Annotated in this window: 18 protein-coding genes; 14 read left to right on the forward strand and 4 right to left on the reverse strand. The window is 35.2% G+C overall.

Annotation, left to right across the window (positions count from 1 at the left end):
* The first annotated feature begins 319 nt into the window (after window positions 1-319).
* The 14 genes from CGC63_RS09725 (at window position 320) to CGC63_RS09780 (ending at window position 9,836) form a co-directional block, all read left to right on the forward strand.
* A complete protein-coding gene (locus CGC63_RS09725; RefSeq protein ID WP_003020443.1) occupies window positions 320-772 on the forward strand; it encodes a GatB/YqeY domain-containing protein in 453 nt (150 codons plus the stop codon).
* Complete coding sequence (locus tag CGC63_RS15815; protein WP_003020440.1) at window positions 765-890, forward strand: hypothetical protein; 126 nt, start codon at window positions 765-767, stop codon at window positions 888-890. Before CGC63_RS09725 ends, CGC63_RS15815 begins: the two co-directional genes overlap by 8 nt.
* Window positions 891-909: 19 nt before the next feature.
* Complete coding sequence (locus CGC63_RS09730; RefSeq protein ID WP_003020436.1) at window positions 910-1,110, forward strand: hypothetical protein; 201 nt, start codon at window positions 910-912, stop codon at window positions 1,108-1,110.
* A 20-nt stretch (window positions 1,111-1,130) separates the two neighbouring features.
* Window positions 1,131-1,694, forward strand: coding sequence for a hypothetical protein (locus CGC63_RS09735; protein ID WP_003020432.1), 564 nt, complete (start codon window positions 1,131-1,133; stop codon window positions 1,692-1,694).
* Window positions 1,684-2,406 (forward strand): hypothetical protein, encoded by a 723-nt coding sequence (locus tag CGC63_RS09740; protein ID WP_003020428.1) that lies wholly within the window; start codon window positions 1,684-1,686, stop codon window positions 2,404-2,406. Before CGC63_RS09735 ends, CGC63_RS09740 begins: the two co-directional genes overlap by 11 nt.
* A complete protein-coding gene (locus CGC63_RS09745) occupies window positions 2,406-2,600 on the forward strand; it encodes a hypothetical protein (RefSeq protein ID WP_003020424.1) in 195 nt (64 codons plus the stop codon). Before CGC63_RS09740 ends, CGC63_RS09745 begins: the two co-directional genes overlap by 1 nt.
* A 6-nt stretch (window positions 2,601-2,606) precedes the next feature.
* Complete coding sequence (locus CGC63_RS09750; RefSeq protein ID WP_003020421.1) at window positions 2,607-3,287, forward strand: hypothetical protein; 681 nt, start codon at window positions 2,607-2,609, stop codon at window positions 3,285-3,287.
* Window positions 3,271-4,509: a DEAD/DEAH box helicase family protein gene (locus CGC63_RS09755; RefSeq protein WP_003020420.1), complete on the forward strand. Its 1,239-nt coding sequence runs from the start codon at window positions 3,271-3,273 to the stop codon at window positions 4,507-4,509. Before CGC63_RS09750 ends, CGC63_RS09755 begins: the two co-directional genes overlap by 17 nt.
* A 332-nt stretch (window positions 4,510-4,841) precedes the next feature.
* Window positions 4,842-5,582, forward strand: a complete 741-nt coding sequence (locus CGC63_RS09760; RefSeq protein WP_003020416.1) for a hypothetical protein — start codon at window positions 4,842-4,844, stop codon at window positions 5,580-5,582.
* Window positions 5,570-6,241 carry a hypothetical protein gene (locus CGC63_RS09765; RefSeq protein ID WP_003020413.1) on the forward strand — a complete coding sequence of 224 codons (672 nt, stop codon included), beginning with the start codon at window positions 5,570-5,572 and terminating at the stop codon, window positions 6,239-6,241. Before CGC63_RS09760 ends, CGC63_RS09765 begins: the two co-directional genes overlap by 13 nt.
* A 54-nt stretch (window positions 6,242-6,295) precedes the next feature.
* Window positions 6,296-6,463 carry a hypothetical protein gene (locus CGC63_RS15455; protein WP_169899500.1) on the forward strand — a complete coding sequence of 56 codons (168 nt, stop codon included), beginning with the start codon at window positions 6,296-6,298 and terminating at the stop codon, window positions 6,461-6,463.
* On the forward strand, window positions 6,456-8,351 hold the full coding sequence (locus tag CGC63_RS09770; RefSeq protein WP_003020408.1) for a hypothetical protein: 1,896 nt from the start codon (window positions 6,456-6,458) through the stop codon (window positions 8,349-8,351). Before CGC63_RS15455 ends, CGC63_RS09770 begins: the two co-directional genes overlap by 8 nt.
* An 87-nt stretch (window positions 8,352-8,438) precedes the next feature.
* A complete protein-coding gene (locus tag CGC63_RS09775; RefSeq protein ID WP_003020405.1) occupies window positions 8,439-9,107 on the forward strand; it encodes an NUMOD4 domain-containing protein in 669 nt (222 codons plus the stop codon).
* 225 nt (window positions 9,108-9,332) lie between these two features.
* The gene (locus CGC63_RS09780) at window positions 9,333-9,836 is read left to right on the forward strand and encodes a hypothetical protein (RefSeq protein ID WP_003020402.1); all 504 of its coding nucleotides are present in this window, start codon (window positions 9,333-9,335) and stop codon (window positions 9,834-9,836) included.
* A gap of 34 nt (window positions 9,837-9,870) precedes the next feature.
* Here the strand turns inward: CGC63_RS09780 and CGC63_RS09785 are convergent, their stop codons facing one another.
* From CGC63_RS09785 to CGC63_RS09805, 4 genes are all read right to left on the reverse strand, one after another.
* On the reverse strand, window positions 9,871-11,553 hold the full coding sequence (locus CGC63_RS09785; RefSeq protein ID WP_003020398.1) for a recombinase family protein: 1,683 nt from the start codon (window positions 11,551-11,553) through the stop codon (window positions 9,871-9,873).
* A gap of 118 nt (window positions 11,554-11,671) precedes the next feature.
* Window positions 11,672-11,938: a DUF6870 family protein gene (locus CGC63_RS09790; RefSeq protein WP_089438684.1), complete on the reverse strand. Its 267-nt coding sequence runs from the start codon at window positions 11,936-11,938 to the stop codon at window positions 11,672-11,674.
* A 469-nt stretch (window positions 11,939-12,407) separates the two neighbouring features.
* Window positions 12,408-12,818, reverse strand: a complete 411-nt coding sequence (locus CGC63_RS09795) for a sigma-70 family RNA polymerase sigma factor (RefSeq protein ID WP_040351107.1) — start codon at window positions 12,816-12,818, stop codon at window positions 12,408-12,410.
* A gap of 436 nt (window positions 12,819-13,254) precedes the next feature.
* Complete coding sequence (locus CGC63_RS09805) at window positions 13,255-13,716, reverse strand: hypothetical protein (RefSeq protein ID WP_003020388.1); 462 nt, start codon at window positions 13,714-13,716, stop codon at window positions 13,255-13,257.
* Window positions 13,717-13,719 lie beyond the last annotated feature (3 nt).

Raw genomic sequence — 13,719 nt, forward strand, 5'->3', positions numbered from 1 at the left:
TATGTATAAAATGCACAATGATAATAGATAAGTCTTATATATATTTGCTGATGCATTTTATATATATAAGTGGATTGAAATCTACTTTTGGCAACGGAAAGGCTTAAATCCGTAGGATGCATTTTATATATATAAGTGGATTGAAATCACATCTGCCACCAGTGTTTCTTTTCTGGCATCTGATGCATTTTATATATATAAGTGGATTGAAATCCTCAAAATCCAATGATATTTTTTTAATCATATTGATGCATTCTACATATATAAGTGGATTGAAATATTTCACAATATACACAAAAATAAAAGGAGTATAATAAAAATGACAATAGAAACACTTAGAGAACAAATGATTACTGCAATGAAAGCAGGAAATAAATTAAAAAAAGAAGTCCTCTCTTCTGTCCTTTCAACAGCTAAAAACATGGCAATTGAAAAAGGATGTAAGGATAACATTTCAGAAGAAATCGTTAATGCTGCTATTCTTAAAGAACTCAAAACAGCAACAGAAATGTTAGATACTTGTCCTTCTGACAGATTGGAACAATTAGAGGAATTCACATTAAGAATTGAAATATTAAAAGAGATTGCTCCTACAATGATGGATAAATCAGAAATTGAAAGATATGTTATCCAGCTTGTAGAAGAAAATAATATTGAACTCATTACTAAGAACAAAGGTCAGATTATGAAAGTAATTACGCCTAGCTTAAAAGGTAAGGCTGATGGAAAGTTAGTAAATACTGTTGTACAGGAGATATTGAAAAATGAGTGATTTTGGAATTATGTGGACTGTAGTATCTATTGCTGCAATTGCAGGTATGATTATAACTGGTAAGCCAGAATGTTTATGTATTTTTGCTATACCATACATACTTACTTTTTTAGACTAATTTAAAGGAGATAACTTAGATGGATAAAAACGCAATAATAGTAAACAACCTCAAAGAATTCACAGAGGTTTTAAATAACCAAATTGATTTACTTTATGAAAATCTTCCGACTTCCAAAGAAGAATGTATCCAGAAGAACTGTACAGCTCTGGCATACCAGAAAGTTTTATGGACTTTAGAAAAGATTTTACAAGGTAAAAAATATAATGAAGATATTTGAAAAGAAAGGAAACAAATTACATGAACAACAAAAGAAATCACAAATACTATCAAGAAATTTTTGAAAAATGGAATAATAGAAGAACTTCGCTGGAAATCCCCAGACTTTTGATTTACCAGCCGAAAGATGATGAGGAGTTCCGGCAGTGCTATTTGCCGGAAACAGCTAAGGGGCAACCTTTCTACAAGGCAAGACACAGTTTACCGAAATACTGGTTTGTTTCTAATTATGGGACAATACTAACGTTAGAACATGACATTCCAGAATTGCTTGTCGATATTGTTACTAATGAAGATAAAATTGCATCATCTTTTGATTACGGAGGTTTGACCTACCAAATTGACAATGATGCCCTTGTTGCTTTGGTTTTCAATACTGAATCATACATTGAAACAGCAGCAAAAGAAATTATTGAAATAAAAGGTATAAAAGCTTTTACAAAAAACATGGTTACAATTTTTTACAGGAGTTATTTCGAACCATTGGAACACTTAAATGTAATAGAAATAATAAAAGCTAATTTAAAAAATTTAAAACCTTCTAATTTAGTTATTACAAAAGAGGAAAAATTATATGAAATATAAAATTGGGGATAAAGTTAAAGTACGAAGTGATTTAGTTAAAGACAATCGGTATGGACATCATGTGTATGTTTCTGCAATGGATAATTTCAAAGGAGAGCAGACAATACGTGAAATTAGAGGTGATGGATATTTGATTTATGGTGATTGTGGTAATTATCGCTGGACGGACGAAATGTTTGAAGATACGGAGGAAAATAAAATGGATAATAACAACATTACAGTAAATATGGAGAATTTATCTCCGGAAGAACGCTCTACTCTCCTGTCTTTAATTGAGAAAGCTAATAAGCCAAAGAATAAAGTTTGGAAACCAGAAGAAAATGAAACATATTATTATAGTTACAGCGATGGTCATATCGAGAAAACCACTTGTGATAATAGAAATATGTATAAAAATAGATATGCTATCGGTAACTGCTTTAAAACAAAAAAAGAGGCTGAATTTGCATTGGAAAGACAGAAAGTGATTATGGAGTTAAAACGTTTTGCTCTGGAACACAATGAAAAAGAAATTGATTGGAGCAACGATGACGAACAAAAGTATTGTCTATATTTTAACCATGAGAGAAACCGTATAATGATTGATAATTTTGATGTATCCCAATTTCTGTCAGAACAAATCTATTTCACATCAGATACAATTGCACAGCAAGCAATTAAAGAGATTGGTGAAGAAAGACTTGAAAAATACTATTTTGAGGTGAAAGAATAATGATAAATAAAAATCAAATATATAAAGCATTTTACGAAACAGTATCTTCAGGAGAAAGCGACTTACATTACATCAAGGGTGCGTTAGATATAAGTAAGAAATTGCTTATAATGGTAGAACAAAACAATCGCTCACAGATAACCACTACTGCAACTAATTCAGATAAGAAACAGTTGACTGAGCTGTACGCATAAAAGGAGATGGTAAGAATAGATACCAGTAAACTACATCCGGGAATGATAGTAAAAAATTATAAAGAACTTTGTAAGATTTTAGGAATTGAACCTAAAACAAGCAATTCAAAAATTCGCCAATTAAAAGAAATCGAAGAATTGATTAGCTATCAAAAAAGTGGTCACGCATTTATTATTAAAGAAGTTTACGATAAGAAAACATTAAAATTCACACTATCAAAACCAAGAGATAAAAGATATAAAAATCCCAGAAATATATATACAAGATATATAAGTCAAATATTACTTCAAGTCATTAACAACTGCTCGGAGAAACAATTTAGCAATGTCACATTTAAAGATATCTGTGTTCTATTAGGTCTTGTAGAAATTGACAATAATGAAAAGTATGTTTTCAAAAATACTGATGGTACTACATTAGAAATGACACAAGAACAGCGGACATTATCCATTCAGAAGATGGAATCAATATTAAAATCTGCTATTACTAGCTTAGTAAACAAAGGATATATTACCTGTCAGCACACAGAAAGAAGATACACATTTTCATTTTCTGCTTCTATCAATGTAATCAATTTATCGGAAATGGATGTCCAAAGAGAGAAACAAATGTTGCACGAAGAATTCATATTATTTATAACAAATAATTACTTACGAAAGGAAGCAGTTAATGATACAAGTAATTGACTCCATAATGGGGTCAGGAAAATCAACATGGATGATTAACTATATCAATTCTCATCCTGAACAACAATATTTAATAGTCGTCCCCTATCTTAGTGAAGTAAACAGATACGAAGTTGCCTTAGAAAACATTAAAGGTTTTCAACCAAGGAACAAACCCGGAGGAAAAATATCAGATTTTAAAGAGTTAGTAGCTTCAGGCAGAAATATTGTAACAACTCATGCTCTATTAAAAAACATTGATAGAGAATGTTTAAATCTATTGCAAGTTCAAAATTATAATCTAATATTAGATGAAGCAATGCAGGTAATTGAAGAATATCACATACCTCAAAGCGACCTCAAAATCATTTTAAACAATGAATATATTAAAATCTCTGATGATGGATTTGTAATATGGAATAATGAGAATGAAAACGCTAAAGAATATAAAGGAAAATGGGTTAAAGAAATCAGAAAATACGCTGAATTGAATTCTCTAATGGCATATCAGGATAGTGACAAAACTCCCGTAAAGCTCATCTGGAATTATCCATCGAACTTTTTTGAATACTTCAACAATATATACATTCTCACCTATCTATGGTCAGGCGATATACAAGAAGCATATTTTAAATTACACAATATTGAATATCAACATTGTTCACTTATAAACGGAAAATTATCTCCATATTCTAAATCAAATGATATAATTGAACGTCAGAAATATAAACAGCTTATTACTGTTCTTGATGATAAGAAATTAAATCAAATAGGTGAACGAGAATACAAATCTAAAATTCCATTAAGCAGCTCTTGGTACAAATCTAATGTAAACTCTCTGCACATGAAAATATTAAAAAATCATCTTTATAATTATTTCCATAATAAAGTTAAAACACTGATGATTGATAATATGTGGGTAACATTCAAAGATTATCAATCAAAGCTTAAAGGAAAAGGATACACAGGAAGCAAGAAAAATCCATGTTTTGTTCCATTTAATACAAGAGGAACAAATGAATATGCTAACAAAAAATCATTAGCATTTATGGTAAATGTTTATTTAAATCCAGTGATTAAAAATTTCTTTGCTCAACATAATATCCAATTAAATCAAGATGAATACGCTACCTCAATATTAGTTCAATGGATATGGAGAAGCCAAATTAGAGAAGATAAACCTATAATTTTATATCTCCCATCAAAGCGAATGAGAGATTTATTAAATGAATTTTTTGCTTAAATGAATTTTACCACCAAGTATCAATCTTGACGGTGTTAAAGTAAATTCTAAAACCTTATATTTACTATATATTTAGCATACTCCTCTTTAATAAAAGATATATGTATATAAATATATAATAATAAAAAAATAAAAATACCAAATACATTGTATTTATTCGAGTAAGAACGATTGTTGCTTTGCAACATGAGTTCTACGGAGAAAAATTACCCGTCAGACCCGTAGTAAAGTTGCTTTAGCAATCTTTACGTAGGTATCAGTCTGACAGGGCAATTACACTTGCATAGCAAGTTATACATCAAATAATACATAAAAAGAAAGGATTAAAAATAATGAATGAATTTAAAAAAGGTGACATTATAAAAGGAATTAATAAGCGATATTTACATACGAATAAAGATATGAAAAAAGCAATTGTAACGGATATTCTTTCCGGTAATATGATGAAAATTAAAATATTAGACCATGAAAACAAAAACACTATTGGTCATTTTTTTACTGTAGATAATACAGACCAGTTCTTTGAATTAATTTCAAATAAAGAAATCCACATCACTCTTGACGATACTACTACTATTGCTATTCTCAAAGAGAATGGAAAAGTCGTAAAACGTTCTGAAGCTAAGCTACATCCTGATGATACTTTTGATTTTGAAACTGGAGTAAATGTTGTAATGGATAGATTATTTAATAGAGAAAATAAATCTACTGACACTTCTGCTCCTGTTGCAGATAAACATTTACATCTCAAAATCAATGGAAAAGACTTAGGAGTATTAGGATCACCTGTAAATAAAACAGATGTATTCGGAGAACAACTTCATGTAGGGGATACAGTGCAATACTTAGAAAAAGGCACTACTTCAGGTGATTTAATATCTGTTGGAAATGCTGTTGTTATCTCAAATGAAGAACTGGTTCTTTTTAATGGAGATAAAGAAAATATTAAACGTAGAAATCTCCCGTTCATGCTCAGTGAGTCTTACACAAAAAGAAAGTTAGGGCACAGATATCCTTATACTGATATACGTGTTGGATATTTAGCTTGGGAGGTGAATATATGGATAGATTAGAACAAATGAAAATTATGTCAGAAAGACTAAGCAAAAAATGCAGTGGGTATCCTTGTATCAGATGTCCATTAAAAGAAAACACATCTAACTTTTGTTACAGTTTTGATGATATAAAAGATTATGATATTCTCAAAGAACATTGTAAAATAATGGGTATTGACATATCTGATTTAATAGGATTTACAAAATTTGAAATTGAGCCGGGATATTTATTACAACTTAAAGGTGGAAAGTTTGTAATTGCTATGGGAGAAAAACGTAACCTCTTCTTCCACTACTTCGATGTTGCTAACAGTAAATTAAATGACTACGCTTTCTGCTTAGATGATATTAAAGATGACTTTACAGCCCTTGCTAGTGTAGCAATTATTACTGTTTATGGACATACTTTTTCTAAGAGTTTAGGACTAAATGATAGGCTAATTCTTTGGGAGCGCAATGGATCAGAATGTAAAATATACAATATTGAAACTGATGGACAGTCTATTAAAATTCAGCCAAATGCTAATACATATTTAACTGAAAATAATGATGGAGATATTTTCATTGAAAACACAAGTGACAACGAAGAGTATATATGTATTAAGCATGAAAATCTTCCGGGACTAATTGCAGCGTTACAGGAAATACAGGGATTATATGAGAAGGAGGTTGTATGATGGATTACATGGAATATACTCCAAGAACATTTGAAGAAATTGTAGGCAATGAAAATGGAAAATAAAAAACCTCCTCTTGGTATATTGCCAAGAAAAATACATGATTCAATGAGATTAGAAGGATTAAAAGCAGCTATTATAAGATATGTTAATGCTAGTTGCGAAATTGATCCAGAGTGGGTAAAAGAATATAACGAATTAATTAAGAAAGTAGGTGATTAAGCTGGATGGTATTAAAATTCCATCCCTAGATGCAAAAGATATTTATATTGCTAATTACTTATATCCTAAACAGGGATATAACCTGAAACGTAAAGATGGTTCATATAATATTGCCAAATTTAAAAACACCTTAGACTATAGTTTAGATTTAATAAAATTAAGAGAAGTGTATTTAAAAGAATATCGCAATAAGCGGTTCTCATGGTATGAACGCAATGAAATGGAACACACTGATAGAGTTATCAATGTTACTTTTAAATATTCTAATAAGGAATACAATAAAATAGGAAGTATAAAAGAGAATGAGGAACAAAAGAAAAAAGGTAAATGTAAATATCCAAAATATCTATATGTAAAATTTGGTTATGAAATAAGTCAAAACAGTATTACAAACTGTGTATACGTAGCAAACGGCGAACTTATTGCTATACAGACAGGTATATACGTTCCACCTGATAAAATAGTTCCTGAAACTCTTCTTAAAGACAATTTTATTTATGAAGATGGTGTTTATAAAATAAAGAAAAATGGTACATTAAACTCTGTTGCTAATCTAAGATATGAACTTTATAAAAATGGATTTTGGTGTAACGGAATACATTATGTGCGATTTAAACGTTCTTCTGGAAGCAGTCGTGTTGGTAAATGTTTATTTATTGATGAAAAGCTATACAAGCGAATGCACAAATGGGAAATGTGCGGTATTAAATTAAAAGAAGGAGATAAAGTTGATTTAGCTGCACTGGAAGCGTATATTGCTCTTACACTATCTTCTATTATTGATACTATTGAAATTAAACCAGAAAATATTTTAATCTTAGATGATTATGAGAGTACATTTACTGATACGGTAATTGCTACTGAAATGAAAGAAGAAAATGGTAAATATTCTTTACAAACAGGTGAAAAGCAAGTAAAAATATCTAACTCAATCTGGGATGGACTATCTCTTATTGACAAATCTATTATGGGTATCTATGACAAATATGGCATGATACTTCTCAGAAAAAACTTTTTCAAATCGTGTTGCTTCAACACAAACATTCAACAATTTTTTAAAGATAATAATATAAGTGATATTAGTCAACTTAATGGATTTACTCTTGCAGAAAGCATTGAGGATATAAAACTTATAACTACACCAAGTAGTATTAAGTATCTAAAATTTGGAACGATTGAACAGTGGTTAAAAAATATCGACAGTACCTTTGGTGTTGTTAAGCATGAAAAGAAAACACACTTTTTTGATGGACGAATGGTGCAAAGTCACTACCAGTTGATTAATACGCTACAGCTCACAAAAAAGCAGGTGAGAGAATTTATTCAACCTTCTCTGGATTATATGTACTTACTTAAAACTGAACCTGCCGCAGTTCGTCATTATGTAAAATATTCAGATGAGCATGAGTTTGAATCGAATAATCTCAAGACAAAGAATGAAATCATTTATCAACTCATGGGATTAAACAATAAGTTTTGTGAAACAAAATGGTATAAGGATTTTGTGAATGAGTTAATCAAATCATATAAGAGAAATTTAAAATCTGGTCATGTCCTGATTGAAGGTAACTACTCTACTTTGTTGGGTAATCCATACGAATTACTTCTTAATACGATAGGTGAATTTTATGGAGAGTCAATATTAGGGGTAGGAAATGTGCATACCACAAGATTTCCTTATGGAAAGAAAATTCTTGGTTCAAGGTCGCCTCACGTATGTGTTTCAAATATCTTATTATCTAATAATGTGGAATGTGCATTAATTGATAAGTATTTCAATTTAACAGATGAAATTATATGTATAAATAGTATTGGTGAGAATATATTGGAAAGACTCAATGGTGCGGATTGGATAAAATCGAAGTCCGCCTTACGGAGTAATCTGTAAGTAAAAAATTCGGTGAACCTAGAAATCTAGGGTGTGTTCAATAATGAATGCTAACGATGAAACTCTTTATAAAAATGAAAGGAATATATGGAAGAAATTTGGAAAGAAGTAAAAGAATATGAAGAATTGTACGAAATCAGTAATACTGGAAAACTCAGAAGTAAAGACAGAGCAATTTTAAAAAGAAATGGTGTTACACAATATCGAAATGGAATATTAATTGCACTTAACACAAATTCAGATGGTTATTTACAAGGAAAACTATGTAAAGAAGGAAAAACAAAAACTGTTAAAATACATAGGTTGGTTGCAGAGCACTTCTTGCCAAATCCCAATAACCTGCCTGAAGTAAATCATAAAGATTATGACCGCACAAATAATAATGTCAATAACCTTGAATGGTCATCGCATAAAGAAAATATCCAACATGGTGCAAAAGTTGGACATTATAAACGCTACGGTAGTAATAATTCTAATTATAAAAATACTACACTAAAAGAATTCTATAAAAATAATCCTGATGAAAAGAAAAAACTAGCCCGACATGGCAGTGCAAATGGAAGGGCGAAACAAATAAAGTTAATTTTCCCAAACAAAAGTGAAAAGATATTTCCCTGTATAAAAGATTGTGCAAAATATTGTAATAACACCATCCCAGAATTCCAAAATTTTTCGCAGAGGACCGTGATAGAATATATTTCCAAATCTGCAAATAATAAAAAATATATTAAAAATTATTTATTCGAAATTTTATAAAGACAATATCGTGTCAAGCTGGAAAAGCAATTTTCCTGAAGATGTAACGACTAAGACATACCTTCTCTCAGAGAAGATGAAGTCTGTACATGTAGAGTGAAATTCTCTATGTGGAAGCGCCGGACTCCTACTCTTCTATTATGAAGACAAGAGGAAGATGAGATAGTCTAAGCCCATTTAAATACATGGTGACATGGGGTATAAACGTTCGATTCAGACACAATTATGATTACCAATAATGAATTATTTATAAAAGCTGCCGAAAAGAATTATGAGCTATTTAAAGTTCCTACTAATATGGTAAAAGCCAAAAAAACAACTAGGTTCTACACAGCGGAGCAAAAAGCTGATTTAGATATTAAAACTTCAGTAAATAAAATCGGAGATATTATCAATCTCTCTCAGGAACTTCAAACTCACATGTGGCATCAGTTAAATCATGGAGCTAAATATAAAGACATTGAAGAAGTCTATTTTGATATCTGCCAGTTAGCCGTGTTAAGCAATCTTGCTATTGATGCTGCAAAAAAAGAATTTGATATTACAATCGCTGATGAGTTAAGAAAATTAAAGGAAAAATGGATACGGAGAGATGATACAGGGCGTGTTATTAAGCCGTTCTTCTTTGGTTTTTTAGCGAAAGAAAAGGGATATTACAATCCTGAAAAGAAAAATTATATGCATCACGATACTTCTATGGACTATTTACATATGATTAGCGCCTATTAGGAAAACACACTGTCAAAGGGGTTTGTAGCGGGGGTTAGCCCGCTACTGCGGTATCTTCCGTAGTGTTAATTTCAATGTACTCGGCAATCTTGCGGAGCTCGTCAGCAAATTTGAATTTCACGCTAATATTGCCGTTTTCATAGACCTTGATATAGTCCACAAGTTCAACCAAGATTTCACGGTTGAGGGCTTCAATGTTCTGATACTTCATAAAGGCTACCAGTGCAGGATGCTCGTTGTCCACACCGTTTGCCAGTTCTGCGCGTTCAGCGTTCAGCCGGGTAAGCACTGCGGAAATATCAGAAGTCTGCCGTTCATAATCGGCCTTCATATCCCGGTATTCCTGCTGGGTGATTTCACCGTCTTTCCAGTCCTGATAAAGAGACTGCTTGTAGCGTGTTATCTTTGTCAGTTCCCGCTCTTTTGCAGCTATCAGATCGTCCAGTCGGTAAGACTGGCTTTTTTTGATTGGAGCGGAATTGATCTGTGTGACGATTTCCGAGTAGGAAACAGCCAAATGCACCTGATGTTGTACGGCGAACAGAACAGCAGCCTCCAGCCGCTCATGCTTGATTGAGTGCATGGTGCAGGCCGTCCGGGAACGGTTCTTGTAGGTTGAGCAAGAATAATATACATTGTTGTTCTTGCCAACGCATCGGGTAATGGCCCGCCCGCAATCGGCACATTTCAGAAAGCCGCTGAATAAATGTACCTCACGGCCTTTCGGGGAAGTACGGGTATCACGCTGTAGGAGAGCCTGTACCTTGTCGAAAGTTTCATAGTCGATAATGGCCTCATGCGTTCCAGCCACTTCCACCCATTCCTCACGGGGAACGGCTTCAATCTGGTGTACCTTGTAGCTTTTCACTCGGCTCCGGCCTTGGGCTAAATCCCCGGTGTAGGTCGGATTAGTAAGAATGGAGTGGATCATGCGGGCTCCCCACATAGGATCGTCATACCCTCTTGTAGAAACAGGCAAGCCCTTTTGTACCTTGTAAGCCGAGGGGCTCGGTACGCCGTGTTCGTTCAGGTACAACGCGATAGCACGTTTTGATGACCCTTGAATAAGCATTGTGAAAATGAGTTTGACATTTTCAGCAGCATCGGGATCAACAATCAGCCTGTGCTTGTCCTTTGGGTGCTTTACATAGCCGTAAGGAGCAAATGCTCCGATATACTGGCCGTTGCGCCGTTTGTAATCAAATACCTGCCGGATCTTTTTGGAAGTCTGATAGCAGTAATTATCGTTCATCACGTTTGTAATGGGAACGATGATATTTGAAACGCTGTCGGGGTTCTTGTAGCTGTCCACATTCTCAGCAAGGCTGAGAAAGCGAACACCCATTTGAACAAACAGGTTGTCGATCAAACTTCCTGCATCGCTATAATTTCGTGCGAAGCGGGACAGGTCTTTTACTATAACGCAGTTGATTTTACCACTCATGACATCCGCCAAGAGCCGTTGAAAATCTTCACGGTTAGCGTCCGTTCCAGTATGTCCGTCATCTACATATTCCGTGATACTTTCAAACTCGTCAATGTTGCGTCGGTAAAAATCGTTCAGTAGGTCACGCTGGTTTTTTACGCTGTTGCTATCGTCTTTTCCTTTTTTCAAATCTTCCTTTGAAAGCCGGATATAAATGCCCAGCCGCCAGCGGCGGATTGTGTAAGAGGGAGAGAAACTCTGCTGATACCCTCTGTTTTTTGCTCGTGCCATTGTTCCTCCTTCCCTATCACATTACACTTATATTATAACTCTGTCCGGGGAGGACAACAAGGATGCCTCCGCTTCGGGACACTTTGTCTCGAAGAAGCAAAACGAGCTGTAACCGAAGTTACAGCCCGCTTCTTTGCCGCAGCAGGAAATCCGTCAACTTATCTTGGAGAGATGGCCCGCTTTCAGCAAATTCAATTTTCACGCCAACACCACCGATGCAAAAGCAGTATGGATTTTTGACAGTCTGCAAAAATTGAGAGATGCGCTCCTTTCGGGAAAGCGCATTGTCAAAGGTCATACCGCTCACATCAGGCAGGGACTCGGCAGCCACCGCGCCAATGTCAACGCTTCTCATTTGTTCAAGTTCCTGTGTAGTTAATTTCACGGTAAACCTCCTTCGCAGATTGATAGAACGCCTCCCTCTGTTTGGTAGGGAAACGCAACAGGCCAGCACCACTGGGATGCTGGCCTGTTGCCTTACTCCACCTTGGGACACTTTGTCTCGAGGTTTATTATAGTTTTTGAATATTAGAGAGCGCCGCACATATTTACTTGGCCTGTCCAAAGACAATCTTTATTTTCTGTGCGGCGCTCTCAACGCAAGTAAAGCGACACGCCCGGAGGAACAGGCAGCCAACCTGTTCAGCGCCGGATCATGGCCTTGGGATGGCCGGGCCCATTTACGATGTTGGTGTTGTTCGCTCAATCTCTTTTTGGAAATGTCACCGCGCACCCACCGTCTGGCTCCCCGAACTTGCTCAGGGTTGCCGTTATTCCCTTGCGTTAGGAAGAAAACCTCCTCTCATAAACCGAGACATTTTTTCATCAATTCCAAGTGGGTTAAGAAGAAAAAATCAAAAAGTTTTTTTCATGCGCTCAAGGCCACGCTTGATCGACTGGCGAATAGACTCCTCATGTACGCCCTCGGCCTCGGCAATTTCCTTAATCGACTTGCCAAGAATGATATGTGCGTCAATTCTACGGCCCTGAATCTCCGGCAGGGAATTGAGAGCGTTCCACAAACGAAGAAAGGTTTCCATCCGTTCAAGGAGTTCCTGCGGGGTCGGCTCATGCAGGCAAGCGGAATATTCAATCCCGTCATCGCAGTCCAAAGAATACTGTGCCTTGTGCCGGGAGAGCCGCCGCTGGTAGGCCATTTCATAGCGGGCATTGGCCTTGAATACCTCGGCCACCTCGTCAGAAACTTCGATAAGCTGATCCTGCGTGTACCAATAATATAAATCTTTCAAATTGATAGTAGTCATCGTAAAATCCTCCATTTCAGTTTGTTCGGGGTTGGTCGGAAACGAAATGGAGTAACGGCGGAGAACGGCACCGCGCCTCGGGACACTTTGTCTCGAAGTCTGGAAAGCAAAATGCGCCTGCGTGACACAAGGCCGCACAAGCGCACGAAAATATATTATCGGTTATGTACTGTTTAATTTCACATTCAAAGCCGGACTGCTCCGATGGAGGGGCTACGCTTTTTTTAGCTGGTGCAGATCATGGATACTGCGAAAAAGAGAAAAGGACACGGCAAAATAACCTCCCATCGGCTACCGTGTCCCTGCAAGTCGTCATTGGTTTGTGTAGACGCAAAGAAACGGCGGCTCTGAAAATCAAAGCCGCCGCTTCATAGGCGCGTGAAAATGTGTCTGCTGTACGACGGCTTTTTTTCTTTTGCCGTCGTGCGGCAGAGTATTATTCAATGTTCAATTCAATGTTTCCGGTAAAATTCTCACACTCAATGCCGATATAATTTCCACCATCGGGAAGCGTAATTGTATCGCTATAAGTTCCGGTTGCTTCAATCAACGTGACTGCTTCATCAGATCCAGAAATCCAAAATACTTTTGCAGTACCTTCCGTAATCTCCAAGGTGCAATCAATGGACAGCTCCTTACCGGCTTCTCTCTTTATGGAAGTTCCTCCGAACAAATACTCTGTACCTGAAAAGCTCGCATAATCAGCCGTATAAGTCCCTGTATAATCATCAATTCCTTTTTCTTTTTCCCCTTGCAGTGACGATTTCCCTGTCAGTTCTATGGAGCCCGCAGACTGAACAATGTTATTGTAATGATTGAGAATTTCATCTTTTGAACAGCCAGCAAGCATAAAACTTCCCAAAAGGACAAATGCCAATGCTAAAACTATTTTCTTCATAAA

Origin of the sequence: Blautia hansenii DSM 20583 (assembly GCF_002222595.2) — a bacterium.
Classification (GTDB): Bacteria; Bacillota; Clostridia; order Lachnospirales; family Lachnospiraceae; genus Blautia; species Blautia hansenii.

What these genes read in the sequence shown, in the direction of transcription:
- CGC63_RS09725 (WP_003020443.1), top strand. Translation starts at nt 320, where the DNA reads ATGACAATAGAAACACTTAGAGAACAAATGATTACTGCAATGAAAGCA.
- CGC63_RS15815 (WP_003020440.1), top strand. Translation starts at nt 765, where the DNA reads ATGAGTGATTTTGGAATTATGTGGACTGTAGTATCTATTGCTGCAATT.
- CGC63_RS09730 (WP_003020436.1), top strand. Translation starts at nt 910, where the DNA reads ATGGATAAAAACGCAATAATAGTAAACAACCTCAAAGAATTCACAGAG.
- CGC63_RS09735 (WP_003020432.1), top strand. Translation starts at nt 1,131, where the DNA reads ATGAACAACAAAAGAAATCACAAATACTATCAAGAAATTTTTGAAAAA.
- CGC63_RS09740 (WP_003020428.1), top strand. Translation starts at nt 1,684, where the DNA reads ATGAAATATAAAATTGGGGATAAAGTTAAAGTACGAAGTGATTTAGTT.
- CGC63_RS09745 (WP_003020424.1), top strand. Translation starts at nt 2,406, where the DNA reads ATGATAAATAAAAATCAAATATATAAAGCATTTTACGAAACAGTATCT.
- CGC63_RS09750 (WP_003020421.1), top strand. Translation starts at nt 2,607, where the DNA reads ATGGTAAGAATAGATACCAGTAAACTACATCCGGGAATGATAGTAAAA.
- CGC63_RS09755 (WP_003020420.1), top strand. Translation starts at nt 3,271, where the DNA reads ATGATACAAGTAATTGACTCCATAATGGGGTCAGGAAAATCAACATGG.
- CGC63_RS09760 (WP_003020416.1), top strand. Translation starts at nt 4,842, where the DNA reads ATGAATGAATTTAAAAAAGGTGACATTATAAAAGGAATTAATAAGCGA.
- CGC63_RS09765 (WP_003020413.1), top strand. Translation starts at nt 5,570, where the DNA reads ATGGATAGATTAGAACAAATGAAAATTATGTCAGAAAGACTAAGCAAA.
- CGC63_RS15455 (WP_169899500.1), top strand. Translation starts at nt 6,296, where the DNA reads ATGGAAAATAAAAAACCTCCTCTTGGTATATTGCCAAGAAAAATACAT.
- CGC63_RS09775 (WP_003020405.1), top strand. Translation starts at nt 8,439, where the DNA reads ATGGAAGAAATTTGGAAAGAAGTAAAAGAATATGAAGAATTGTACGAA.
- CGC63_RS09780 (WP_003020402.1), top strand. Translation starts at nt 9,333, where the DNA reads ATGATTACCAATAATGAATTATTTATAAAAGCTGCCGAAAAGAATTAT.
- CGC63_RS09785 (WP_003020398.1), bottom strand. Translation starts at nt 11,553, where the DNA reads ATGGCACGAGCAAAAAACAGAGGGTATCAGCAGAGTTTCTCTCCCTCT.
- CGC63_RS09795 (WP_040351107.1), bottom strand. Translation starts at nt 12,818, where the DNA reads ATGACTACTATCAATTTGAAAGATTTATATTATTGGTACACGCAGGAT.
- CGC63_RS09805 (WP_003020388.1), bottom strand. Translation starts at nt 13,716, where the DNA reads ATGAAGAAAATAGTTTTAGCATTGGCATTTGTCCTTTTGGGAAGTTTT.